The organism is Mesorhizobium maamorense (assembly GCF_044998965.1).
In the GTDB taxonomy this organism is placed as follows: Bacteria; Pseudomonadota; Alphaproteobacteria; order Rhizobiales; family Rhizobiaceae; genus Mesorhizobium.
In genome coordinates this window covers 2,544,890-2,564,517 of the sequence record NZ_CP173356.1, presented here as the reverse complement: position 1 = coordinate 2,564,517, position 19,628 = coordinate 2,544,890, and the positions used below count along the sequence as shown (strand labels likewise).

Below are 19,628 nucleotides of genomic sequence, written 5' to 3'. Positions count from 1 at the left end.
CCGCAACAACGAGATGTTGTCGCGGCTTACTCGTCTGCTGACTTGCTGGCTCCCATACCGCTGCCCCGAATGATCTTGCAGCCGTCCATTCGGCTGTGTGTCGTTCACCTATCAGGCGAGGACCGGCCGGGCAACCTCCAGGCCATGCAGCGCAGCAAGTCAGGGAATTTCGGGCGCAGCACGACCGGCGGCGCGAGCCGAAACCAGCGCCAACACCAGCGCCGCCACCGCCAGTGCCGTTGCCGTCTGGAAGGTCACCTGCATTCCACCGGCCGCCGCCGCTGACGTCAGCATGCCTTGGCCGATGGCTTCGCGTCCTCCGGCCGATGCGGCGGCGAATATGGCGCCCATGACGGAGGCGCCCGTAATGAGGCCAAGGTTGCGCGACAGATTGAGCAGGCCGGAGATGACGCCGCGTTGACCGGCGCCGACGCTGCTCATGACGGCGGCGTTGTTCGCTGTCTGGAACAGGGCATAACCGAAGCAGGTCACGGTGATGGGGACGACATAGCTGACGATGCCGAGTGTCGTTATCGCCAGGGACAGGAGGAACGTGCCCGTGGCAAGGCCGAGCAGGCCCGCGACCATCATCCTTTTGGCTCCGAAGCGATCGGCAAGGCGTCCGGCAAGCAACGCCGACAGCGCCGAAACCAGCGGGCCTGTCGAGAGCACCAGTCCGGCGTTTGCCGCGTCCAGTCCGAGCCCGCGCGAGAGATAGAACGGCGCGACCACCAAGGTCGCCATCATCACCGTGGCGACGATCAGGTTCATAGCAAGGCTGGTGCTCAGTGAGAGATCGCGGAAGGCGGAAAGCTCGACCGATGGGTTTTTCGCCATCCTTTGCGCCGTGGCGAACAGGAAGATGCCGATGCCAGCCGCGACCAGCAGGCCGATATTGATGAGCCCGAAACTGCCTCTACCCAGTGTCATCGCCAGCGCGTAGGCCGCCAATGTCAGGGCCAACAGGCCCGTGCCCAAACCATCGAAGCCGGCTTGGCCGGTCCACGCCGTCCGGTTGCCGGCAGGCAAAGCACGCCAGGCCATTGCAAAGGTCAGGATGCCGAGCGGCACGTTGACCAGGAAGATCGAACGCCAGCCGAGAGCGGCGATCAGCAGGCCGCCTATGGAAGGGCCGAGCGTGGTGCCGATGGCCGACATGGCGCCGAGCAGGCCCATGGCGCTGCCGGTCCTGGCCTTGCTCACCGTCTCGGGACAACGGCCAATGTCAGCGCCATCATCAGCGCCGCGCCAAGCCCTTGCACCGCCCGCGCCGCGATCAGCAGCCACAAAGCCGGCGAGAGGCCGCAGAGCACCGAGGCCGATGTGAACAGCGCGATGCCGAAAAGCAGCAGCGGCCGCCGCCCGAGCATGTCGGCGAGGCGCCCGGCACTGACGATCAGGATGGTGATGGCGAGCAGATAGGCAATCACGACCCATTGCACCTGTTGGAACGAGGCATCGAATGCCTGCATCAGCGAGGGAAGGCCGACGCTGGCGATGCTGGTGCCGAGCGACGACAGCAGCGTGGCCAGCGACAGGCTCGCCAGCGCCCATCCAGCCGATGGGATTTTCTGTGCGACCGATGCGTGCTCGTTGCGATGTTGCTCAGTGACTGCCACGGCGATCTCCCTTTGTCGGCTTCAGGTAGAAGCTTCGAAGATCTAATCGTTTGCATGATGTGGCGGAACGCGCAGCATTTGCATTCTATTCGTGCGTTGCACGCCACATCAGCGGATTTCGTGCTAGGATCGAACCATGTCGCCGCCCGATCTCAACCTGCTCGTCGCCCTCGATGTCCTGCTGGACGAAGGCAGCGTGGCGCGTGCGGCGACGCGATTACGGCTCAGCCCCTCGGCGATGAGCCGCACGCTGGCGCGGTTGCGCGCGGCGACGGGAGATCCGCTGCTGGTGCGGGCCGGTCGCGGCCTTGTTCCAACGCCACGCGCGCAGGAACTGCGCCAGCAGGTCGGCCGTGTGGTTCAGGATGCTGAAACGCTGCTGCGCCCGGCGAGGCTGCTTGATCTGCCGGGCCTGGAGAGGACCTTCACGCTGCGCACCAATGAAAGCTTCGTCGAGGAGTTCGGGCCGCGCCTGATCGCCCGCATCCAGGCCGATGCGCCGGGCGTGCGGCTGCGTTTCGCGCCGAAGTCGGACAAGGACATGGCGTCACTGCGCGAAGCGGCGATCGACCTGGAAGTAGGTGTGGCCGGCGAGACCGGGCCGGAGGTGCGCATCCAGGCGCTTTTTCGCGACCGTTTCGTCTGCGCGGTGCGCAGCGGCCATCCGCTGGGCCAGGGCGCGATGACGCCGGAACGCTATGCGGCCGGCCGCCACATCAATGTTTCGCGGCGGGGCCGCGAAAGGGGGCCGATCGACGAGGCCTTGAGCCGGCTCGGATTGCAACGAATGGTCGTGTGCATGGCTTCCGGTTTTTCGGCCGCGCTCGCGATGGCGCGCGCCTCGGAGCTGATCGCCAGCGTGCCCGAGCGGCATACGCAAGGCGCGCGCGCCGGCATGCAGACTTTTTCCCTGCCGGTCGACATTCCGGCGGTCACCATTTCCATGCTCTGGCATCCGCGGCTCGATGCCGATCCGGCGCAGCGCTGGCTGCGGAGTTGTGTGCGCGACATTGCGTGAAGTCCTGATCGCGCAAGCCGCGCCGCAGCCGTCAGCGCGGCATGGCTGCCTCCAGCACCTTGAAAATCCGCTCGTCTTCGCATTGCGCAACGTTGAAGCGCAGGAATCGGCTGGCTGATCGCGACAGGCTGAACGCGTTCCCGGGCGCCAGCACGACATTGGCCGCAAGCGCGCGGCGGGCAGTCTCGGCTGCGTCCACTGCATCCGGCAGGCTGCACCAGAGGAACAGACCGGCAGGCTGCTCGATCCAGGGCGTGATCCCGATCGCCTTCAGCCGAGCGCTTGTCTCGATCATGGCACGTGAGAGCCGGGCGCGCAGCAGGTCCATATGCTTGCGATAGCTGCCATCCCTGAGCAGGGTCAGCACCAATTCGGCCGCGAGCCGCCCGCCGCCGAAAGTGGTGGCGATCTTGAGGTCGGCCAGCCCTTCCATCCAGTCACGGGGCGCGGCGATGAACCCGCAGCGTATCGAGGCCGAAAGCGTCTTGGAGAAACTGCCGATATGGACGACACGTTCGAGACCGTCGAAAGCCGCAAGCCTCGGGGCAGGAGTGTGTTCGAAATCGGCGAAGATGTCGTCCTCGACGATGGTCAGGTCCGATTGATCGGCGAGCTTGAGCAGCCGGTGCGCGGTGACCGGCGACAGGATCGCGCCGGTCGGGTTGTGGATGGCGGAGTTGGTGATGTAGAGGCGCGGCCGATGCTCGGCCAGCGCCTGCGCGAACAAGTCGATATCCGGTCCCGATGGCGTATAGGGGACGCTGACGACCTTGGCCTGATGGGCACGCAACAGTGCGTGGAAATTGAAATAGCAGGGATCGTCGACCAGCACTGTATCGCCGGGTTCGAGCAGGAACCGGCACAGGAGGTCGATGGCCTGCGTGCCCGATTCCGTCAGCATGATCTGTTCGGGGGAAGCCTCGATGCCATGCGTGGCCATGCGCCGCGCCAGCAATTGGCGCAGCGGCGGCAGCCCGAGCGGCGTGCCGTAGTCGGCAAGGGCCACATCATCGGCGCGCGCCACGGTGCGCAGCGCGCGGCGCAGCGCTGCCTGCGGCATCCACGAGGCGGGCAGCCAGCCGCAGCCGGGCTTCAGCATCTCATCGCCCGCTTCCAGCGACTGCCGCGAAACCCAGAGCGGATCGACGGCGCGGTCGAGCCGTGGGCCGATCTCGGCGAGCGACAGCGGCGCCAGCGATCCGGCGGCATAAAAGCCGGAGCCTGGCCGGGAACGGATCGCGCCTTCCGCCGCCAGGCGTTCATAGGCCTCGACCACTGTCGATTTGGAAACCTGCATGGATTTCGCGAAGGCGCGGATAGAGGGCAATCGGGCGCCGGGCGTGAGGCTGCGCGCGGCAATTCGCTGGCGGATCGTGGCCATGACGCCTTCGACAAGGGTTCCGCTGTTGTCGAATCTCGCTGATTCGTCCATCTGTACCTTCCGGCAAACCATGACAGTTTTGTTGAATTGTACTGCATTGTCTCTGGTAGCGCCATGAGTATGGGCCCGATAGAGGGCGCAACGGATGGAGTGCCTGCAATGGACAAGACGACGAGCGGCTGGATGAGCGGATTCATCGGCGTGTTGATTTTCAGCGGCTCCTTGCCGGCAACGCGCGTGGCGGTGATGGATCTCGATCCGACGTTCCTGACGTCAGCGCGCGCGGTGATAGCAGCTTTGCTCGGCCTCGCGCTGCTGCTCGTGTTCCGCGAGAAGCGCCCGGAGCGTCATGACCTGATGTCGCTTGTCATCGTCGCGTTGGGTGTGGTGGTCGGCTTTCCCTTGCTGACAGCCTTGGCGCTGAAGCATGTCACCTCTGCTCATTCCATCATCTTCGTCGGCTTGCTGCCGCTGGCGACCGCGATCTTCGGCGTGCTGCGCGGGGGCGAGAGGCCGAGACCGGCCTTCTGGCTGTTCTCATGCCTCGGCAGCGCGTTGGTGGGTGGGTTTGCCCTTGCGCAAGGCATGACGGCCTCACCCGTTGGCGACGCACTGATGCTTGCCGCCATCATCGTGTGCGGCCTGGGCTACGCAGAAGGCGCCGCGCTGTCGCGCAGGCTGGGCGGCTGGCAAGTGATCTGCTGGGCGCTGGTGCTGTCACTGCCGGTCATGCTGGTGCTGACCGTGGTCACCCTGCCACCGTCCTTCGCCACGGTCGGGACCAATGCATGGATCGGGCTTGCCTATGTCTCGCTGTTCAGCATGCTGATCGGCTTCGTGTTCTGGTATCGCGGCCTCGCGCAAGGCGGCATCGCCGCCGTGGGGCAGTTGCAACTGCTGCAGCCCTTCTTTGGCCTCGCCCTGGCGGCGTCCCTGCTGCATGAACAGGTCAGCCCCCTGATGGTCGTCATCACGCTCGGCGTGGTGCTGTGCGTATTCGGCGCCAAAAAGTTTGCCAGGCGGGATTTGCCACGGCCCGCAACCGGCGCCGCTGGCTAAAACTTCGTCACCACACCGATGCCGATGCCTTCGAAGCCGCCCATCGCCATCAGGGCGGCGGGCGCTTCCTCAAGGCTGATCTTCTTTCCGACCAGAAGCTCGGGTTTCAGCTTGCCGGTGCGGATCATCTCCATCATCGCGGGGTAGCGGTAGGCCTGCATGCCGTGGCTGCCGAGGATTTCGAGTTCGAACGCGATCACCTTGTCCATCGGCACCTGCGGGCGGGCGTGATCGCCCAGCATCAGGCCGACCTGCACATGGCGCCCGCGCCGGCGCAGATTGGCGATCGAATTGAACGAGGTCGTGGGATGACCGAGTGCATCCATGGACATATGCACGCCGCCATTGGTGATCTGCTTGACCGCCTTGACGACGTTCGGGGTCGTCGCCGCGTTGATGGTCGCCACCGCGCCGATCTTCCTGGCAAAGTCCAGCTTCTCTTCGGTGAGGTCGATGGCGATGACATTGGCGCCCATGGCGCTGGCGATCATGATCGCGGACAGGCCGACGCCGCCGCAGCCATGCACCGCCACCCATTCGCCCGGCGTCACCCGGCCCTGGTCGACGATGGCGCGGAACGAGGTGACGAAGCGGCAGCCGAGGCTGGCGGCAGTGGCGAATTCCATTTCGTCGGGCAGGCGCACGAGGTTGGTGTCGGCGTGCTCGATGGCGACATATTCGGCGAACGAGCCCCAGGCGTTGAAGCCCGGCTGGGACTGGTGCTCGCAGACCTGGTGATTGCCGGACGTGCATTCGAAGCAGTGGCCGCAGCCGACGGCGAACGGGACGGTGACGCGCTCGCCAGCCTTCCAGCGGGTCACCTGCTTGCCGGCGGCTACCACGACGCCGGCCAGTTCGTGACCGGGGACATGCGGCAAGCGGATATCGGCGTCATGGCCCATCCAGCCGTGCCAATCGCTGCGACACAGGCCTGTCGCCTCGACCTTGATGACGACGCCGTCCGGCGCCGGCTTCGGATCGGGAACGGTCTGGATCGTCGGCGCCTCGCCGAATTTTTCGAAGACGACGGCTTTCATCGGCAACTCCACCTTGCGCGCACTTCGGGAAACGATAGCCGATTCCCTGACCGGTCAAGCGGAAATCGATTCCGCCAGACAAGTCGGCCGTTTGGGCAGACGCCGATGGCGACGCTGCGCGTCGCCGAATGAAGGTTACTCGGCATCGATCTGGTTTTGCGGCGCGGCGTTCTGGAAGGCCGGCAGGGCCATGCAAGCGGCGTTGATGCGCGAGATCGTCGGGTAGGGCGCCATATCGACGCCGAAACGGGCATTGCTGGTGACTTGTGCCGCCAGGCAGATATCGGCCAGCCCCGGCGTGTCGCCGTGGCAGAAGGTGCCGGTCTCGGGCGAAGCCATCAACAGGTCTTCGAGTGGCTTGAAACCCTCTTTGACCCAGTGCCGGAACCAGTTGGCGACATCCTCGTCGCCGGCGCCGAACAGGGTTCGCAGCGCGGTCAGGATACGCAAATTATTCACCGGATGGATATCGCAGGCAATCATCTGCGCCAGCATCCTGACGCGGGCGCGCCCAACTGCGTCCTTCGGCAGCAGAGGCGGTTCGGGCGTCGTCTCGTCGAGAAATTCGATGATCGCCAGCGATTGCGTCAGCAGGGTGCCGTCGCCCAGGATCAGCGCCGGCACCAGGCCCTGCGGGTTGACCGCGAGATAGGCCGGTTCGAGATGCTCGCCATGGCGCAGGTGATGCGGCACGTAGTCATAGGTCAGCCCCTTCATCTCCAGCGCAATCCGCACCCTGTAGGAGGTGGAGGAGCGGTAGTAGTTGTGAAGGACGATGTCGCTCATGCATTCACCGATTTGGCTGGCCGATGGTCACTTCGATCGTGCCGATGCCGTCGACGCCGCCGGTCATCGTCTCCCCAGGGTTGACCTTGCCGACGCCGGCCGGCGTGCCGGTGAAGATGAGGTCGCCTGGCTGCAATTCCATGCCTTCGCTGCAGATCGAGACGATGTCGGAGATCGGCCAGATCAACTCGGCGAGATCGGCATCCTGCCGGACCTTGCCGTCGACAGCCAGCCAGATACGGCCCTGGTTCGGATGGCCGGATTTTTGCGCGGGAACCAGAGGACCGCACGGCGCGGAGCGGTCGAAAGCCTTCGACCAGTCCCATGGCCGCGCCGCTTTCTTGGCTTCGTCCTGGAGATCGCGGCGGGTGAGGTCGATGCCGACGGCATAGCCCCAGACACAATCCAGCGCCTGGGCGCGCGGGATGCGGAAGCCCGACTTGCCGATCGCGACCACCAGTTCGATCTCATGGTGCAGGTTGGTCGTCAGCGGCGGGTAGGGGATCGTAGCGCCGGAGTCTGCCACCGCATCGGCGGGCTTGGTGAAGAAGAAGGGTGGATCGCGCTCGTCATTGCCGAACTCCCTGATATGCGCGGCGTAGTTGCGCCCGACGCAGAAGATGCGGCGCACCGCAAATCGCTCGTTCGAGCCGGCCACTGCGACCGAGGGCGTTGGCGGAGCGGGGAGGACAAAGGCGGTCATGGTCTGTCTCTGCAGTTGGATGTCGGGCCGCGGGCACCTTCGGCCGAATTGAGAGGCCGGGCAAGGCGTCGCTTTTCATAAAGCATTGGCCGGCCGGCCGTATAAGGAATCCGGAGTTTCCATCACTTTCGCGGCGATGCATCGTCCGCTGGGATAGACTATTTGCCAATAAGTCAGCCATGGTCGCGGGATTATGCTGCGGCCGGCAAACCGAAACGAGCCACATGACAGCAGCCACTGACAGCGCCCGGTTCCTGATCATCGACGATCATCCGCTGTTTCGCGAGGCGCTGCACAGCGCCGTGCAGATGGCCTACCCGGAGGTCGACACGGTGGAGGCGCGCTCGATCGCCGAGGCACTCGACCTGCTGGCCGGGACAAAGCCGTTCGACCTTGCCCTGCTCGATCTCAGCATGCCCGGGGTGCACGGCTTCGAGGGGTTGCTGCAGCTTCGGACCCGCTATCCGCGCCTGCCCGTGGTCATAGTATCCGGTTACGAGGAGCCCAAGATCATCTCCGAGGCGCTGTCCTACGGTGCTGCCGGCTTCATCCCGAAATCGGCGCGCAAGAGCGATCTGGCCAACGCCATACGCTCGGTGATGGAAGGTGCCATCTATGTTCCGGAAACTTATGAGGGCCGCCCGCCCGACGCCGACAGCACCGACCGCGCCGACATGGTGCAGCGCCTTTCGACATTGACGCCGCAGCAGTTGCGCGTGTTGCAGATGCTACGCCAGGGCCTGCTCAACAAGCAGATCGCCTATGAGCTGCAAGTGGGCGAGACCACGGTCAAGGCGCACGTTTCGGAGATCCTGCGCAAGCTCAACGTCTACAGCCGCACGCAAGCGGTGATCGAGGTTTCGAAGCTGGACAATGCGGAGCTGTTTCGGGACCAGGCGGGGTTTTGAGGGGCAGGTCTAAGCCAGCAGATGTGCCAGCAGCGCCCTTAGTTGCGCGGGCTTGAGCGGCTTGCGCATCAACTCGATGCCGCCGGCCCGCGCCGCCTTGGCGACGGCTTCGGAACTGTCGGCGGTGACGATCAGCGCCGGCACCGCGCGGCCGAGATAGCGGCGGACCTTCGATATGGTGGCGGTGCCGAGATCGCCGCCGTCGAGATGCTGGTCGGCTATGACGATGTCGGGCACCCAGTCCGTGTCGCCGAGCATGTCGAGCGCGTCGTCGGTCGAGGTCGCGGCGCGCACCAGGCATTGCCAGCGTTCGAGCAACGAGGTCATCGCCTGCAGCACCTCGACATCGTTCTCGACCAGCAGAACCTTGGTGCCGAACAAGCCGTAGCCGCGCGGCCGCTCCAGGCTTGCAGCGCTGGCGACGGCGTCCGCCGTGGCACCGATGCCGACGGGGACATCGATGTGAAAAATCGTGCCGCGACCGACCTTCGAGGAAAACGTCACGGGATGGCCGAGCGCGCCGGCGATGCGCCGCACGATGGCCAGCCCAAGGCCGAGACCGCCGCCGGCGAGTTCGGCATTGGCAGGCATGATGCCGCGATGAAATTCCTCGAACACCGCCTCGCGCTGGTCGTCGGGAATGCCGCAGCCGGTGTCGGCGACATCGATGCGGATGGCATCGCCGCGGTGCCTGGTGCCGACAAGGACACCGCCCGAGCGGGTGTAGCCCAGCGCATTGGAGAGGATGTTCTGCAGGATGCGGCGCAGCAGCGTGCGATCGGAGCGAACCACGGCGTTGACGGCGCGGAATTTCAGCGACAGGCCCTTCAGTTCGGCCACAGGCTGGAAATCCGACCGCAGCGACGAGAACAGCGCCTCCAGGCTGACGTCGCCAATGTCGGGCTGGACCACACCCGCATCGAGCTTGGAGATGTCGAGCAGCGTGCGCAGCAGGTCCTCCATCGTCTCCAGCGAGCGCTCGACCTGCCGTACCAGTTTCCGGCCCTCGTCGCTGGTCTGCACTTCGGCAAGGGCGGAGACGGACAGATGCGCCGCATTCAACGGCTGCAGCACGTCGTGGCTGGCCGCCGCGAGAAAGCGGGTCTTGGACAGGTTCGCCTGCTCGGCATTTTCTTTGGCGGCGCTGAGGTCGATGTTCGATTGTTCCAGCCGCCGCAAGGTCGAGTGCAGTTCCTCGGTGCGGGCGCGTACCCTGCTTTCCAGTGAGATCGCGGTCTGGAACAGCGAGAAGGCGTTGCCTTGCTGGTCCATCGAGCGCTCGACGCGGCTGACCAGCGCAGCGTTGATCTTCTTCAGCCTGTCGGGATCGTCTATGTCCTTGAGGGGCACGGCAGCGCTCACTCGGCGGCCGGGCGCTCGCCGAAGGCGATGCCGGTGAAGGTCTGGTTGAGATGCATCGACCGGTATTGTTCGCCATAGGTGCCGAAGCCGATGACGTTGTTGACCCGGTAGAGTTCGGAAATCTCGCGAAAGACCTGGCGGTTGCGCGCATCCAGCCGGCGCAGGACACAGTCGAAGCCGATGATCATGTCGATGCCGCCAAGCCTCGCCTCGACGTCGAGCAGAGCCGCGCGGGTCGATTCCACCATGTCCTTGGGTTGGGCGATCGACAGCACGACACCATCGTCGATGGCGCAGAAGAACGACAGCGAGCCGTCCGCATGCATCTTCTGGATGGAGCGGCAGTAATATTCACCGCCTACCTTCACCACCACCGGATGCGAGGCGAAGCTCAGCGGTGTCAGCGTCTGCGCGACGATGCCGACCGAAGCGGCATATTCCTCGGCCGCATTGGTGGCATTGAACTCGCGCACGATGCGGTGATCGGGATCGGACGCGGTGACCACCAGCTTTTCGTCGGTGGGAACGAAATTGTCGGTCTTGAAGACATGGAAAGGGATTTCCGTGGCAACCAGCACGATGATGGCGCTGTCGGAGGTGACCTTGCCGTTGGAGATCAGGCTCGTCGTCTCGAATTTCAGGTCGTCACCGGCGGAACCGCCGAGCAGTGGTATGTCATCGAGGCCCCAATGGATGGCCGAACTCACCGCTTCCTCGGCATAGGACAGTCCGTCGATGAAACAGAGCGCGAAGGTGTTCCTGGTCCGCTCGCCGCCGATGCGCCCATGCAGCGTACGTCGCAGATCCTCGACATCACCAGTGACCCTGTCCAAGCCCGATGACGAAAGGTTGTCGACCGTGGTGCTGACCGCGGTGAATGAACCCGAAGGGAGCAGCATGGCGAGGATATGGCCTTCCTCGAGGCCCTGCGGCGTGATTTCGCCGGCGGTCGAGCAGCCGGCGTAGTGTAGCGCCGGCGCATGGGCCGCGATTGCGCGCGAAAGGGCGCCGGCCTCGACAAGGCGCTGGGAAAAAAACAACAGGGCGAAGCCGGCCTCGATGGCGGCCGCCTCCGCCGCCACCGCGCGTGCGAAGACGTCCGGGTCGGGCTCGTCCGTGGTCAGCGCCGACAAACCGCATGCGTAGCGCGTCCGTGAAACGGTCAGCGACGTTCTCCCGCATTTCCTCCGACGCTGCCTGTGCGCGGCTGTTGATGTGCTTCTTGCGCCAACGTCGAAAGCCATTGTTGCCGCCAATCGGCATTTTGGCAATGGGGCGAGGGGAATGCGTGTTTCGCCCTGCCATGGCCGAAAGTACAATGATCCGGCTTTTGCGCCGCGCTGTTTTTTACGGCTTGTGCGGTGTACGAATAACGCATGGCCGAAGCCAACACCGCGTCGGCAGCGTGATGACCAAGGTGATACCCAGGGAGGATTCATGTCGGACGTTTCGTTGATGGTGAACGGAAAACAGGTCCGCGGTGCGGCCGAGGACCGGACGCTGCTGGTTCACTTCTTGCGGGAGAATCTCGGCCTCACCGGCACCCATGTCGGTTGCGACACCTCGCAATGCGGCGCCTGCGTCGTCCATGTCGACGGCAAGGCGGTGAAGTCCTGTACGATGCTCGCGGTGCAGGCGTCCGGATCGAGCGTGGTGACGATCGAGGGACTTGCCAACGGTGCCGACCTGCATCCCGTGCAGACGGCGTTCAAGGAGCATCACGGACTGCAATGCGGCTTCTGCACGCCGGGCATGATCATGACGGCGACCGACATGATCAAGCGCCACCCCGAAGGCCTCGACGAAGCGACGGTGCGCGCAGAGCTCGAGGGCAACATCTGCCGCTGCACCGGCTACCACAACATCGTCAAGGCGATCCTCGCCGCATCGGAGAGGATGAGCGGCAAGGTCAGGCAAGCGGCGTGAGAAAAGTAGTGAGTAGTCGGTACGAACCGGCGCCGATCTCCACCACTCACTACTTCCTACTCACTATTTCGGGAGGAATTTCTGATGGGCATTGAAGGTGTTGGCGCTCGCGTGGCGCGCAAGGAAGACAAGCGGTTCATCACCGGCGCCGGTCGCTATGTCGACGACATGGTGGTACCCGGCATGAAGCAGGCGGCCTTCGTGCGCAGCCCGCACGCGCATGCCCAGATCGTGAAGATCGACGTCGACAAGGCTCAAGCCATGCCGGGCGTCATCGGCGTGCTGACCGGCAAGGAGCTGAAGGCCGATGGCATCGGCAATCTCATCTGCGGCTGGATGATACATTCCAAGGACGGCTCCCCGATGAAGATGGGAGCCTGGTCGCCGCTGGCGGTCGACAAGGTTCGCTATGTCGGCGATGCGGTCGTCGTCGTGGTCGCCGACACCAAGGGCCAGGCGCGCGACGCCGCCGAAGCGGTCGAGATCACCTACAATGAACTCGAGGCGGTGGTGGATGCGACGAAGGCGCTCGAAAAGGGCGCTCCGCAACTCCATCCGGAAGCCGAAAACAACCTGATCTTCGACTGGGAGATCGGCGACGCCAAGGCGACCGACGCGGCGATCACCGCGGCTTCCCACGTCACCCGCATGAAAATCGTCAACAACCGGCTGGTGCCCAACGCCATGGAGCCGCGGGCAGCGCTGGGCCACTATGACAGAGCGGAAGACCACTATACCTGCTGGACGACCTCGCAGAACCCGCATGTCGCGCGGCTGGTGATGAGCGCCTTCTACAACATTGCGCCGGAAAACAAATTGCGCGTCATCGCGCCCGATGTCGGCGGCGGTTTCGGCTCCAAGATTTACATCTATCCAGAAGAAATCGTCTGCCTGTGGGCGTCCAAGAAAACCGGCGTGCCGGTGAAATGGGTAGCCGACCGCACCGAAAGTTTCCTTTCCGACGCGCATGGCCGCGACCATGTCTCGACAGTGGAAATGGCCTTCGACAAGAACAACAGGATCACCGGCCTCAAGGTCGACACGTTAGCCAATCTCGGCGCCTACATGTCGTTGTTCTCGTCCTGCGTGCCGACCTATCTCTACGCGACGCTGCTGTCGGGTCAGTACAATATCCCGGCGATCCACGCCAATGTCCGAACGGTCTATACCAACACGGCACCCGTCGATGCCTATCGCGGGGCAGGGCGGCCGGAAGCCACCTATCTCATCGAGCGCACGATGGAGACCGCGGCGCGGGAACTCGGCGTGTCGCCGGCGGAGCTTCGGCGAACCAACTTCATCACCACGTTTCCGCACCAGACGCCGGTCATCATGAACTATGACGCCGGTGACTATGGCGCCTCGCTCGACGCGGCCATGGAGGCCGCCGACTATGCCGGCTTTGCCGGGCGCAAGGCGGAGGCCGCCAGGAACGGCAAGCTGCGCGGCATCGGCATGAGCTGCTACATCGAAGCATGCGGCCTGGCGCCGTCGGCCGCGGTGGGCTCGCTCGGCGCCGGCGTCGGCCTTTGGGAATCGGCCGAGGTGCGCGTCAATGCCGCCGGCACCATCGAGGTGCTGACCGGCTCGCACAGCCATGGCCAGGGCCATGAGACGACCTTCGCGCAACTGGTCAACGAACGGTTTGGGGTGCCGATCGACAGCGTCTCGATCGTCCATGGCGACACTGACAAGGTGCAGATGGGTATGGGTACCTACGGCTCGCGCTCGGGCGCGGTCGGAATGTCGGCGATTGCCAAGGCGCTGGACAAGGTCGAGGCCAAGGCCAAGAAGATCGCGGCGCACCTGCTCGAGGCCGACGAGGGCGACATCGTCATCGAGAACGGCGCGCTGAAGGTCGCCGGCACCGACAAAAGCGTGCCGTGGTTCCAGATGGCGCTGGCGGCCTATACCGCTCATAATTTGCCCGGTGGCATGGAGCCGGGATTGAAGGAGACGGCGTTTTACGACCCGTCCAATTTCACCTTTCCGGCCGGCTGCTACATCTGCGAGGTCGAGATCGATCCGGAGACCGGAACGACCGAGATTATCCAGTTCGTCGCGGCCGACGATTTCGGCAACATCATCAACCCGATGATCGTCGAGGGCCAGGTGCATGGCGGCATCGCGCAGGGCATCGGCCAGGCACTGCTCGAAGGCGCCCACTATGATGCCGACGGCCAGCTTCTGACAGCGAGCTACATGGACTACACCATGCCGCGTGCGGATGACCTGCCTTCGTTCAAGGTCTCGACCTCGAACACGCCGTGTCCGGGCAATCCGCTCGGCATCAAGGGCTGCGGCGAGGCCGGCGCTATCGGCTCGCCGCCGGCGGTGATCAACGCCATCACCGACGCCATAGGAATCGCGGATATCGCCATGCCGGCTTCGCCGTCTACGGTGTGGGCCGCGATCCGTGCGACGGCGAAGCACTGAAAAAAGGAGAGTGAGTAGTGAATAGTGAGTAGTGAACAAAAACGCGGTTGCCGCGGCAATTGATCACCCGCTATTCACCACATTACCGACCAATGCCTACTCACTAATCACTACTGACTACTGACTATCCACTCTTCACCAGGGAGAGCCTCCAAATGTACGCAGTCAATTACCACCGCGCCGCCTCAGTCGCCGATGCCGCGAAGCTCGTCACGGGCGGCGACGCCAAGTTGCTGTCGGGCGGCATGACCCTGATCCCGGCCATGAAGACGCGGCTGGCGGCCCCTTCCGATGTCGTCGACCTGTCGCGGATCAAGGAGTTGCAAGGGGTGACAGTGTCCGGCAGGACGGTCACGATCGGCGCCGCCACCACGCATTTCGATGTTGCCAGCGACGACAAGTTAAAACACGCCTGCCCGGCGCTCGCGCATCTGGCATCGCTGATCGGCGATCCGGCAGTACGCTATAGGGCCACGATCGGCGGCTCGATCGCCAACAACGACCCGGCGGCCGATTATCCAGCGGCCATGCTGGCGCTAAATGCCACCATCATTACCAACACGCGCCAGATCGCGGCCGACAAGTTCTTCGTGGGCCTGTTCGAGACGGCGCTGGAGGACGGCGAAATCCTCACGGCCGTCACCTTCACCGCGCCGGCAAAGGCAGCCTATAAAAAATTCCGCAATCCGGCCTCCCGCTACGCCATTGTCGGCGTGTTCGTGGCCAAGGGTGAGGACGGCGTCAGAGTGGCCGTGACCGGGGCCGGCGACGATGGCGTCTTCCGCTCGAAGGAGATCGAGGCCGCGCTCGCGAAGGACTTCGTGGCTTCGGCGCTCGACGGCGTCAAGGTGCCGGCGACCAAGCTGATGAGCGATATCCACGCTTCCGCCGACTACCGTGCCAATCTGGTCGCGGTCATGGCCAAGCACGCGGTGGCCGCCGCCAACGCCTGATTCCTTCCTGCTCCTGTCAGGCAGGAGAGGGACTTCTCGCCCCTTTTCCGCAGACGGGCGCATTTTGGCAATCTCGCACTTGCACAAAGCGATATTGCACTGCACTATGCCGGCGATCAAACGCGAGCCGGGTTCGGAGTGTTCATCACGACCTGCGACCCTATTCGCATGTTTCAATGCGAAGGGAGCGGCATGACCGACATCTCCGCGACGCATATTGTGCCGCCAAGATCCGTCGCCGACAGATCCGCCAGGACAAGGCTGGCCTATCTCGACGGCTGGCGCGGACTTTCGATCGCGCTGGTGCTTATCGGCCATTTCTTTCCCGTTGCAGGGATCAATCTCGGCGTACTGGGCGTCGAATTCTTCTTCGTGCTCAGCGGCCGGCTGATGGCCGAGATCCTGTTCGTCGAGCGCTACCCGCTGAAGAAATTCTTCAAGCGCCGCTTCTCCCGCATCTATCCAGCGCTGCTGGTGTTCGTGATCGTTTCGATGATTGCGCTGTCGGGCACGTTCGTCGCCTTCAAATGGAAGGCGGCGCTGACGGCGCTGACATTCACCTACAACTATGCCGGAATTCTCGTGAACCGCGCCGGCGCGCTCGACCACATCTGGTCGCTCTGTGTCGAAGAGCATGCCTACATCATCCTGGCAGCGATCAGCGCACTTGTCGCAAGCCGTAGCCGCGTCATCCCGCTGCTCCTGGTGCTGGCGGTGCTGGCCATGGCAAACGGTGCGGTTTCGTACTGGTTCCTGCACATGGACTACGAGACCACATACTGGCGCACCGACGTGCATATTGCGTCGATCCTGCTGTCGGCCGCCATCTGCCTGCTGAAGACCGACGGCAAGCTGCCGGCCCTGTTGAAGGGCCCTTATGTGGCGGTGGCGGCGGCCATCTCGGCGGTGCTTCTGTTCATGGACCCGGTACCAACCCCGATCCACTATCTGGTCGCCGTGCCGCTCCTGGCGCTTGCCGTCAACGCTCTCGATTTCAGCACGAGATTGTTTTCTGGACTGCTGTCGTCCTGGCCTATGGCGACGTTGGGTCTATGGTCCTATTCGCTCTATCTGTGGCAGCAGCCATTCTACAAATTCGTCTATGAGCGAGGCAGCGACCCATGGCTGATGCTGGCTGGGGTCTTTGCCTGCGCGCTCTGCAGCTATTATGTCATCGAGCGGCCGTCGCGTGAGTGGCTGAACCGCAACTGGTGAGTGACGCCGCAGTGTCCCTCCCTTGCGTTGCCTAGCGGCCAAGGTCAGCCTCGCTCGATGCCGCCTGTTCGGCAGCTTGTTTGGTAAGTTCGTCCTAATATAGCCAGGGGTGACCTGGCGATCTGCTTGCCGGATAGCCCAATGTCCTTAGACATTGGTATTATGGCAGCTATTCCTTGTTGTCCCGCCCCGTGCTCCGCCTAGTTTATTCGAATCGGAGCATTGCATGGGAGGATGGAATGGCAACGACCAGGGAAAACGCTGGCGGCTGGCTCGACCGCTCGCGCACGATCGCCGAGCCCGGTTTCAGCAGATGGATGGTGCCGCCGGCGGCGTTGTGCATTCATCTTTGCATCGGTCAGGCCTACGCGTTCAGCGTCTTTAACCTGCCGATGTCGAAACTGATCGGTATCACCGATTCGGCGCCCGACGACTGGAAGCTGACCGGACTCGGCTGGATTTTTTCGATCGCGATCCTGTTTCTTGGCCTCGCGGCAGCCTTCGGGGGCGGTTGGCTGGATCGCGTCGGCCCGCGCAAGGCGATGGTCGCGGCCGCCTGCTGTTTCGGCGGCGGTTTCATCGTGTCGGCGCTCGGCGTCACCTTGCATCAACTGTGGATCATCTATCTCGGCTACGGCGTCCTGGGCGGCATCGGCCTCGGGCTCGGCTACATCTCGCCGGTCAAGACGCTGATCACCTGGTTTCCCGACCGGCCGGGCATGGCGACCGGCATGGCGATCATGGGGTTTGGCGGCGGAGCCTTCATCGCTTCGCCGCTTTCGGTCTATCTGCTGAAGCTGTTTTCGACCCCGCAGCATATCGGTGTCGCCGAAACCTTCATCGTGCTGGGCATTGTCTACTTCATCTTCATGCTGATCGGCGCTGTCATCGTCAGGGTGCCGCCCGATGGCTGGCGTCCGGCCGGCTGGACGCCGCCGACGACACAAAACACGATGGTGACAACCGCCAACGTCCATCTCGACGACGCGTTGAAGACACCGCAGTTCTGGCTGTTGTGGGGCGTGCTGTGCCTCAACGTGACGGCCGGCATCGGCGTCCTCGGCCAAGCCTCCGCCATGAGCCAGGAGATGTTCCCGGGACGCATCACGCCGGCCGCCGCCGCCGGCTTCGTCGGCCTGCTATCGATCTTCAACATGCTCGGCCGCTTCTTCTGGGCGTCGACCAGCGACTATATCGGCCGCAAGACGACCTACGCGGTCTTCTTCGTGCTGGGCGTGATCCTTTATGCAGTGGTGCCGTGGACGGGCCAGTCGGGCAACGTGTTCCTGTTCGTGCTGTTCTATGGCGTCATCTTGAGCATGTATGGCGGCGGCTTTTCCACCATTCCGGCCTATCTGCGCGATGTCTTCGGCGTGCGGTATGTCGGTGCCATCCATGGCCGCCTGCTGACGGCGTGGTCAGTGGCGGGCGTGCTGGGGCCGGTCCTGGTCAACTACATCAGGCAGTACCAGATCGATGCAGGAGTAGCGAAGGCCGATGCCTACACGGTCACCATGTACATCATGGCCGGCCTGCTCGTCGTCGGTTTCCTGCTCAACCTGATGATGCGGCCGGTGGATGCACGGTTCCACATGAAGGCCGAACCGGCTGCAGCGTAAGGAGAGTGATCATGGCGCAAGACAACAGCAATTCTGTCAAATTGGTCCTTGCCTGGCTGCTGGTCGGCATCCCGCTGTTGTGGGGGTTCTGGACGACGCTGGTCAGTGCAGCGGCGTTGTTCCAGTAGTGGCAGAGACCTGGAAAGGAGCAGCGCTCAGGCGATGATCCGCCTGACGTAGTAGCGCACCGCCTTCTTGCCGCCATGGATCACCGCGTCGCCGACCTCGGTGAAGCCGAGCGCTGCATGGAAGGCGTCCAAGAAGCCGGGTTGGGCGGGTCGGCATTGACCTCGCATGTGACCAGTGCATGGCCGGCGCGCGTGGCGTGCTCGAACAGGTCTTGGTAGAGCAGGCGGGCATGGCCGCGGCCACGAGCTTGCGCCGCCACCACGACGCGATCGACATAGACGAAGCGCTCGTAGCGTTCGCGAAACCAGAGAAAATTCGGACTGTCGTACCGAGCCCCTTGATCGAAGGTCATGATGAAGGCTTCGAGCGCGCCGATGCGGCGCGCATAGAACGCCTCGCCAAGCAGGAAAGACAGGCGCTCGGGCTCAAGCCACGACAATTCGGCGGCATGCTCGTTGTTGAGCGCGAGTATGGCCGCTTCGTCGCTTTGCCTGACACGGCTGATCGGGGAGAGGGCGGTCATGCCTTGGCCGCCGCGATCGTCGCTGCCACAAGCGGCGTATCGGTGAGCGTATTGCGATACTCGCGGTCGAGATCGGAGCCACCCATGCCGACCTTGGGATTGCGGTAGCGCATGGCGCTGGGCACGTCCTTAAGGACGGCGAAATGCATTTCGGACAGTCCGGTCCTTTGCCGCACCTCGGCAATGTTGCCGAGATCGAGCCCGCCGCAGCCGAGAATGACGATGCGGTCGCCCCCCTGTCGCACCAGGTCCGCCAGCAGCGACAGGCCCTCCATCGCCGTGTCGCGTTGGCCGCTGGTCAGCACGCGGCCGACCTTGCAACGGATCAGCGCTTCCAAAGCCTCGGCCGGGTCGCGCGTCATGTCGAAAGCGCGGTGACACGTGACGTTAAGGCCGCCGGCGGCCTCCGTCAGTTCGCTCATGCGGCGCTCGTCGATGGTGCCTTCGGCGGTGAGGCAGCCGAACACCACGCCGGGCACGCCGAGGTCGCGCAGGGCGGCTACGTCGGCCAGCATCGAACGGTACTCGGTTTCGCTGTAGAGAAAATCGCCGCCACGCGGCCGCACCATGGCATGGAACGGCACAATCGCCTGGTCGAGCGCGGCGCGCACGGTTCCCAAGCTCGGCGTGATGCCGCCTTCGACGAGGCTGGCGCACAGTTCGACCCTGTCGGCGCCGCCGGCCTGTGCGGCCAGAAGGCCATCAATGCCCTCGACACAGATTTCGATCAGCGGCGGGCGGGCTTCTTCAGTCAAGGTGTGATCCTGTCCATGATGTTGTGAGAAGCCCGTAGCACCCGCGCGGCGGGCGCGAAAGCAGGAACGGCACGGCGCATTGGACCAGGGGGCATTTCCCTGCTTGACAGTCTTATAACTACATGGTTATGAGTTAACCCATAGCCATCGAGTTATTGATCGCGAGCGGTGGCTCGACGACGACTAAGAGGAGCACGGC

At 63.9% G+C, this 19,628-nt stretch carries 15 protein-coding genes and 2 pseudogenes; 8 read left to right on the top strand and 9 right to left on the bottom strand.

The window, feature by feature from the left end:
* Positions 1–159: 159 nt before the first annotated feature.
* Positions 160–1,619, bottom strand: a pseudogene (locus tag ACIU1A_RS13150) (MFS transporter).
* A gap of 136 nt (positions 1,620–1,755) precedes the next feature.
* Here ACIU1A_RS13150 and ACIU1A_RS13145 point away from each other — a divergent pair.
* Positions 1,756–2,637 carry a LysR family transcriptional regulator gene (locus tag ACIU1A_RS13145; protein WP_404927465.1) on the top strand — a complete coding sequence of 294 codons (882 nt, stop codon included), beginning with the start codon at positions 1,756–1,758 and terminating at the stop codon, positions 2,635–2,637.
* 31 nt (positions 2,638–2,668) lie between these two features.
* Here the strand turns inward: ACIU1A_RS13145 and ACIU1A_RS13140 are convergent, their stop codons facing one another.
* Positions 2,669–4,069: a PLP-dependent aminotransferase family protein gene (locus tag ACIU1A_RS13140; protein WP_404927464.1), complete on the bottom strand. Its 1,401-nt coding sequence runs from the start codon at positions 4,067–4,069 to the stop codon at positions 2,669–2,671.
* A 108-nt stretch (positions 4,070–4,177) separates the two neighbouring features.
* On the opposite strand from ACIU1A_RS13140, the gene ACIU1A_RS13135 reads away from it, so the two are divergent.
* Complete coding sequence (locus tag ACIU1A_RS13135) at positions 4,178–5,077, top strand: DMT family transporter (protein ID WP_404927463.1); 900 nt, start codon at positions 4,178–4,180, stop codon at positions 5,075–5,077.
* On the opposite strand, the gene ACIU1A_RS13130 is transcribed toward ACIU1A_RS13135, so the two are convergent.
* From ACIU1A_RS13130 to ACIU1A_RS13120, 3 genes are all read right to left on the bottom strand, one after another.
* Positions 5,074–6,114 carry a zinc-dependent alcohol dehydrogenase family protein gene (locus ACIU1A_RS13130; protein WP_140495721.1) on the bottom strand — a complete coding sequence of 347 codons (1,041 nt, stop codon included), beginning with the start codon at positions 6,112–6,114 and terminating at the stop codon, positions 5,074–5,076. The two genes, ACIU1A_RS13135 and ACIU1A_RS13130, sit on opposite strands and share 4 nt — an antisense overlap.
* A gap of 135 nt (positions 6,115–6,249) precedes the next feature.
* On the bottom strand, positions 6,250–6,900 hold the full coding sequence (gene maiA, locus ACIU1A_RS13125) for a maleylacetoacetate isomerase (protein ID WP_140495722.1): 651 nt from the start codon (positions 6,898–6,900) through the stop codon (positions 6,250–6,252).
* A 4-nt stretch (positions 6,901–6,904) separates the two neighbouring features.
* Entirely contained in the window at positions 6,905–7,603 is a 699-nt protein-coding gene (locus ACIU1A_RS13120; RefSeq protein WP_404927462.1) for a fumarylacetoacetate hydrolase family protein, read from the bottom strand.
* A 224-nt stretch (positions 7,604–7,827) separates the two neighbouring features.
* Here ACIU1A_RS13120 and ACIU1A_RS13115 point away from each other — a divergent pair, with 224 nt between their 5' ends.
* Positions 7,828–8,511 carry a response regulator transcription factor gene (locus ACIU1A_RS13115; RefSeq protein ID WP_140495724.1) on the top strand — a complete coding sequence of 228 codons (684 nt, stop codon included), beginning with the start codon at positions 7,828–7,830 and terminating at the stop codon, positions 8,509–8,511.
* A 9-nt stretch (positions 8,512–8,520) separates the two neighbouring features.
* Here ACIU1A_RS13115 and ACIU1A_RS13110 read toward each other — a convergent pair whose 3' ends face one another.
* Positions 8,521–9,861 (bottom strand): hybrid sensor histidine kinase/response regulator, encoded by a 1,341-nt coding sequence (locus ACIU1A_RS13110; protein ID WP_140495725.1) that lies wholly within the window; start codon positions 9,859–9,861, stop codon positions 8,521–8,523.
* A gap of 8 nt (positions 9,862–9,869) precedes the next feature.
* Positions 9,870–11,006, bottom strand: a complete 1,137-nt coding sequence (locus ACIU1A_RS13105; RefSeq protein WP_140685886.1) for an FIST signal transduction protein — start codon at positions 11,004–11,006, stop codon at positions 9,870–9,872.
* A 304-nt stretch (positions 11,007–11,310) separates the two neighbouring features.
* Here ACIU1A_RS13105 and ACIU1A_RS13100 point away from each other — a divergent pair, with 304 nt between their 5' ends.
* The 5 genes from ACIU1A_RS13100 (at position 11,311) to ACIU1A_RS13080 (ending at position 18,022) form a co-directional block, all read left to right on the top strand.
* Positions 11,311–11,799: a (2Fe-2S)-binding protein gene (locus ACIU1A_RS13100; RefSeq protein WP_404927461.1), complete on the top strand. Its 489-nt coding sequence runs from the start codon at positions 11,311–11,313 to the stop codon at positions 11,797–11,799.
* Between the two features lie 84 nt (positions 11,800–11,883).
* Positions 11,884–14,235 carry a xanthine dehydrogenase family protein molybdopterin-binding subunit gene (locus ACIU1A_RS13095; protein WP_404927460.1) on the top strand — a complete coding sequence of 784 codons (2,352 nt, stop codon included), beginning with the start codon at positions 11,884–11,886 and terminating at the stop codon, positions 14,233–14,235.
* Positions 14,236–14,390: 155 nt separating this feature from the next.
* Entirely contained in the window at positions 14,391–15,188 is a 798-nt protein-coding gene (locus tag ACIU1A_RS13090) for an FAD binding domain-containing protein (RefSeq protein ID WP_404927459.1), read from the top strand.
* Positions 15,189–15,380: 192 nt separating this feature from the next.
* Positions 15,381–16,403, top strand: a complete 1,023-nt coding sequence (locus tag ACIU1A_RS13085; RefSeq protein ID WP_404927458.1) for an acyltransferase family protein — start codon at positions 15,381–15,383, stop codon at positions 16,401–16,403.
* A gap of 239 nt (positions 16,404–16,642) precedes the next feature.
* Positions 16,643–18,022, top strand: coding sequence for an OFA family MFS transporter (locus ACIU1A_RS13080; protein WP_140495731.1), 1,380 nt, complete (start codon positions 16,643–16,645; stop codon positions 18,020–18,022).
* A gap of 155 nt (positions 18,023–18,177) precedes the next feature.
* Here the strand turns inward: ACIU1A_RS13080 and ACIU1A_RS13075 are convergent.
* Positions 18,178–18,674, bottom strand: a pseudogene (locus ACIU1A_RS13075) (GNAT family N-acetyltransferase).
* Entirely contained in the window at positions 18,671–19,429 is a 759-nt protein-coding gene (locus tag ACIU1A_RS13070) for a copper homeostasis protein CutC (protein WP_404927457.1), read from the bottom strand. The pseudogene ACIU1A_RS13075 and the gene ACIU1A_RS13070 overlap by 4 nt, the downstream one beginning before the upstream one ends.
* Positions 19,430–19,628: the final 199 nt, after the last annotated feature.